Origin of the sequence: uncultured Chryseobacterium sp. (assembly GCF_913776365.1) — a bacterium.
GTDB lineage: Bacteria > Bacteroidota > Bacteroidia > Flavobacteriales > Weeksellaceae > Chryseobacterium.
Genome location: NZ_CAJYMO010000178.1, coordinates 1 through 5,349 on the forward strand (window position 1 = coordinate 1; position 5,349 = coordinate 5,349).

Consider the following 5,349-nt stretch of genomic DNA (forward strand, 5'->3'; position numbering starts at 1 on the left):
AATAAAAATGGTCGTTAATAAATTCCAAAAGCTGCTGATCTTTATTCAATTTAAATTGTTCCATCTTACAGACCGGACACCAGTCCGTATAAATATGAATAACCGCCGGCCTGGGTTCATGCCTCTGTTTCATTTCCCAATCTGAAAAACTGACAGTCCTGAGTTGAGAAAGACAGAAGAAAGGAATTATCATTAAAAAGAGGCTTATTGATTTCATATTTATCTTTTTTGACTTTGTAAAGATGGAAGCCGGATGATGGATGCTGGAAGTGGTTTCGGCTCCGCTCTGCCGCCGTAACCCAATTGAAAATCTTTGATTTTCTTCTTATGTGATCTTAAACTATACGCAATACTTTAAACTAAAATCTTATGTGACTGATGTGTCAAAAGCTTTTGAGACTTTTAACTTCGTCGAATCTTCGATTTGTGGTTAATATTCTTAGGTTCAAGTTTAATTCATTTATTTCAAAGTATACTTTACCCCCAGAAATCCCCTTATTTTCTGCATCGGCGCATAGCCGTACGTCGTATCAAACGTATAGCCGTTTGGATTAGTAACCGGATCATTCACTGTCCGGTCGAACGGATCAAACGGACGCATCAGCGGATCTTTCGGTGTGAAATTGAAAAGGTTCTTGATGCCGCAATAGACTTCAAATCCGGAGCTGAAACTTTTGGAGACCTTGATGTTGGCCAGGGAATACCAGGGAGAATATTCCGGGCGGTAATCGTTGGGCAGAACCGGCAGCCGCATGGGTCCGTAAAACTGACCGGTAAAATCGACAGCCAGGTCATTTGGAAAACGGTAGGTCAGATTATAGGTTCCGCTCCATCTCGGGGCATGGAGCTGTTGTGATTTCTCCCGTTCATCATCAAACTTCTGATAAACATCCAGGTAGGTAACGCCCAGATTCATACTTAACGGAAAACCGAAACTGTAATCGACATTTAAAGAAGCAACTTTGGAAATGCCGTACCCATTAAGATTGTCATAAATGATTTTTCCCGGATCGGTATCGAAATCCCCAACAATCTTATTGCTGAAATACGTATAAAAGGCCGAAGCATCCAGATTGATAAGCCGGTCGCCTGCCGGAATTTTCCAAATGTAGTTCAGATTTCCGTTCACGGATCTTTCCGGTTTCAGGTCAGATTGAATCACCACTTCCCGCGACCCTGTGAGTGCCGCATGATCTTCCGTAAACAGGTTCACTACCCTGAATCCGGTCCCGAAGTTGAACCGCAGCGTATGATAAGGGTTCGGCGAAAATTTCCAGGCAAAGCGCGGGGAATGGACAGCATGATGGATTCGATCATAATCAAACCGGTATCCCAAAAGCAGCGTATTCTTTTTATCGATATCCCACTGATCCTGAATGAAAGCCCCAAGAATCGGCGACCTCATCGGTTCGTTTGTGAAACCGTCGGCTGATAAGGTGCCCGGAGTATTGTCATCATAGAACGTTCTTTTGAATGTAACACCTGCAATAAGATCATGGTTTCCCAGCTTTTTATCCCAGTACGTCTGCGCAAAAGCCACTTTCTGGGTGGCCAGGAAAGGATGGTTTCCGTAAAAGGAATTCTGGTCGTGGAAATTATATGACAGCTGCGTAATGATATTCTCCTTTAAAGGCCACTGGTAAATACCGAATGCCTCTACCCTGTTGGTATAAATGCTTTCTCCGTACACCTGATCACTTCCGCGGTAGGATTTGTTCCATTGCATTTCCCCTCCGAAACGGTCTTCATAAAGATACCGCAGTGCAAAACCGGCCTGCCGGTTTTCCTTCCGTTGGAAATTCCACTTGTTAAATACCGAAATCCTGTTTTGCAGGGCTCCGTCTGTAAAATTATCGTGGTTTTCATCAAATCTTTGGGTCGCGTTGAAATAATTCAGACTTAATAAAGACGCTGCTTTTTTGCCCAGACTGAATTTTGTGGAAAGGTCCACATTATTTTCATTCCAGGTCGTGGTCATCAGATCGATGCTGAATTTTGGAGCAGTCAGGGCATTCTTGGTAATGATGTTGATTACACCGCCCATGGCTTCGGAACCGTAGATCGAAGAAGCCGGTCCTTTCACTACCTCAATCCTGTCGACAAGGCTGTTGGGGATTCCGCTCAGTCCGTAGACCGTGGAAAGTGAGCTTACCATCGGCATTCCGTCAATCAGGATCATGGTATAAGGTCCTTCCAGCCCATTGATGTGGATATCGCCCGTATTGCAGACCGAACAATTCAGCTGAGGTTTTACGCCGTTTACCATGGCGATGGACTCAAAGATATTCGGTGTAGGATTTTTCTGGAAGAATTTCTGGCTGTAAATCTCCACCGCTACCGGACTTTTGGACCGGCTGACCGGCTTTAGGGTTCCGGTAATCACCACATCATCAATATCCTTCGTTTTCATTTCTTTTTTCTTCTGAGTGCCTGCTGAATCGATTTTTTCAGACCGGTATACATTGAGGCTGTCGGTTTTCTGTGAGAAACAGAACGGTGAAAACAGAACGGCAGAAAATAGTATTCGCTTCATGAAATTAAAATTGTTAGTCAAAGCTAACAATTATTTTTTAAAACAAAAACTTTAATTTTAAAATTTATGTAAAAGACTACACTACTTATCTTTAACGCTATGCCCGCAAGGATTTTTCTGAATAATATGCAGGAGTTAGGTTGTAAAAATAGATTGCGAATGGTCAATAATTAATCGTGAAGCCAATTTTGATGTAAACTTTGTCAAAAAAATCATCCAAATATTCCGTAGGAATACTATCTGTGTAGCAAGGCAAGGATAGCCAATAGAACTGAACTCCAGCGGAGTTCTATCTCTCGTTACAGCATATCAGTTTGGTATAATTAGCACACCTACGGCGTGCTGATTGACTTAAAATCTTCTTTTCTACACAGATATTGCTCCTCCGGAGCAAATTCGTTCATGCTGAATTTTTATTGGGAATTATTTAAAAAACTGATTATTTATCTTTAATACGATGTCAAAAAAATCACCAAATATTCCGTAGGAATACTATCTGTGTAGCAACAAAATTATAACAAGTACAACTGAACTCCGGCGGAGTTCTATCTCTTTTCACAGCATAATAGCTTGTTACAATAGTATACCTACGGCGTGCTGACCGACTGAATCTTTCTTTTCTACACAGATGTTGCTCCTCCGTAGCAAATTTACACTTTGAATATTCTTTAATTATATCCACGCTCTGCTGAACGAAGTGCTTTGCGAACAAAAAATACCTGTTCTTGTTTCAATTAACCTGGTGAACCCTGCGTTTAGGAAATCTATCTTTCCGTTTCATTAAAAATTGTTACATTTGAGAATCCACATATAAAAGTAAAATGAGATATCATCAGTCGGGAAATATCCCACCAAAAAGGCATACGGTTTTCAAGTCTCCGGAAGATAAATTCTACTACGAACAGCTTTTCGGGACAGAAGGATTCCACGGAATTTCTTCTTTGCTGTATCACATCCACCGTCCTACCCAGATCAAATCCATCGGGGAGCCCAAAGACGTGTCGCCAAAGATTGCCGTCGATAAAAATGTGACCCCGCGAATGTTCAAAGGGATGAACGTAACTCCCGAAGACGATGTGCTGGAGAGCCGCAAGTTCCTGATGGTGAACAACGACCTGAAAATGGGATTGTCCAAGCCAAGGAAATCCATGGATTATTTCTATAAAAATGCCGAATGCGACGAGCTTCTGTTTGTTCACAACGGAAACGGGATCCTGAAAACATTTGTAGGAAACCTGGAGTTCACCACAGGTGATTACCTGATCATCCCAAGAGGAACCATCTACCAGGTAGAACTTCAGTCTGAAGATACCGTATTTTTTGTTTTGGAAAGCCACTCCCCGATCTATACGCCGAAAAGATACCGGAATGAATTCGGTCAACTGCTGGAGCACTCACCGTTCTGCGAGAGGGATATTGAGGCGCCTGTTTTCGTAGCGCCTAAAGATGAAAAAGGGGAATTTTTAATTAAGGTAAAAAAAGAAAACCAGATCACCGATTTTATCTACGCCACCCATCCGTTTGATGTCGTAGGCTGGGACGGATACTTTTATCCTTACAAATTCAACATCAAAAATTTCGAGCCGATTACCGGAAGAATCCACCAGCCGCCGCCGGTTCACCAGAATTTTGAAGGACATAATTTCGTAGTCTGCTCGTTCTGTGCCAGAATGTACGATTACCATCCACAAGCCATTCCGGCGCCTTACAACCATTCGAATATCGACTCAGATGAAGTCCTGTTCTATACCGAAGGTGATTTTATGAGCCGGAACCATATCGACCTGATGGATTTTACGATTCACCCGGGAGGCATTGTTCATGGTCCGCACCCTGGAGCGATGGAGCGAAGCATCGGAAAGAAATTCACTGAAGAATATGCCGTGATGGTAGACCCTTTCCGTCCGCTGAAAATTACGGAAGAAGCATTGAAAGTGGAGGATCCGTCCTATAAAACTTCCTGGCTTGATTCGGAGGATCCGACCATGAAAGACCGTCTGCAGGAATAATGTAAGTAATTATAAACCTCATAGGTTTTTGAAAACCTATGAGGTTTGTCATTGATACAAACAGAGGATTAAGTGTACTGCATTTAATCCTTTTTTATGATGAATTATACCAAAACATGACAAAAATCTGTGCCTGCAATTCACTTCATCCCAACAATATGAACTATCTTTAAGAAAAGAAATAGCTGTAATTCAATCAAATTTAATTATGGATCAATACATCAGTGCAGAAGAAGCCATCTATACCATCAAAAGCGGCAACCGGGTCTTTTTTCACGGAAGTGCCTGTACCCCGAATTATTTAATCGATGAAATGGCAAGACAGGCCCACCGTCTGGATAACGTAGAAATGGTTTCCATTACCCAACAGGGAAATGTAGAGATTGCCAAACCGGAATATGCCGGAAAGTTTTTCGTCAATTCCTTATTCGTGTCTTCGCCGGTGCGGGATGCCGTTAATTCCGAGCGGGGCGATTTTGTACCGGTTTTCCTGAGCGAAATCCCGATTCTGTTCAGAAAGAATATTCTGCCGCTCGACGTAGCGCTAATCACTGTTTCGCCTCCCGATAAGCACGGATTCTGCACCTTAGGAACTTCCGTGGATGTTGCCCGTGCTGCAGTGGATACTGCGAAAATTATTGTAGCGATCGTCAATCCGCTGATGCCGAGAACGCATGGCGATGGAATGATCCACATCAGCAAGATCAATAAGCTGGTTTGGCATGAAGAAGAGCTCCCGACCGTAGATTACGGCTCCAAAGTGGGACCGGAAGAAATGGAAGTGGGAAAAAACGTAGCGGAACTGAT

At 42.8% G+C, this 5,349-nt stretch carries 2 protein-coding genes and 2 pseudogenes; 2 read left to right on the top strand and 2 right to left on the bottom strand.

The window, feature by feature from the left end:
* Positions 1 to 217: pseudogene (locus QZ735_RS09215) on the bottom strand (thiol:disulfide interchange protein); the annotation flags it as partial.
* A 243-nt stretch (positions 218 to 460) separates the two neighbouring features.
* A complete protein-coding gene (locus QZ735_RS09220) occupies positions 461 to 2,533 on the bottom strand; it encodes a TonB-dependent siderophore receptor (protein ID WP_294247244.1) in 2,073 nt (690 codons plus the stop codon).
* 821 nt (positions 2,534 to 3,354) lie between these two features.
* Between QZ735_RS09220 and QZ735_RS09225 the strand changes: the two genes are divergently transcribed.
* Together QZ735_RS09225 and QZ735_RS09230 are read left to right on the top strand one after the other, a co-directional pair.
* Entirely contained in the window at positions 3,355 to 4,542 is a 1,188-nt protein-coding gene (locus QZ735_RS09225; RefSeq protein WP_294247245.1) for a homogentisate 1,2-dioxygenase, read from the top strand.
* A 208-nt stretch (positions 4,543 to 4,750) separates the two neighbouring features.
* Positions 4,751 to 5,349: pseudogene (locus QZ735_RS09230) on the top strand (4-hydroxybutyrate CoA-transferase); the annotation flags it as partial.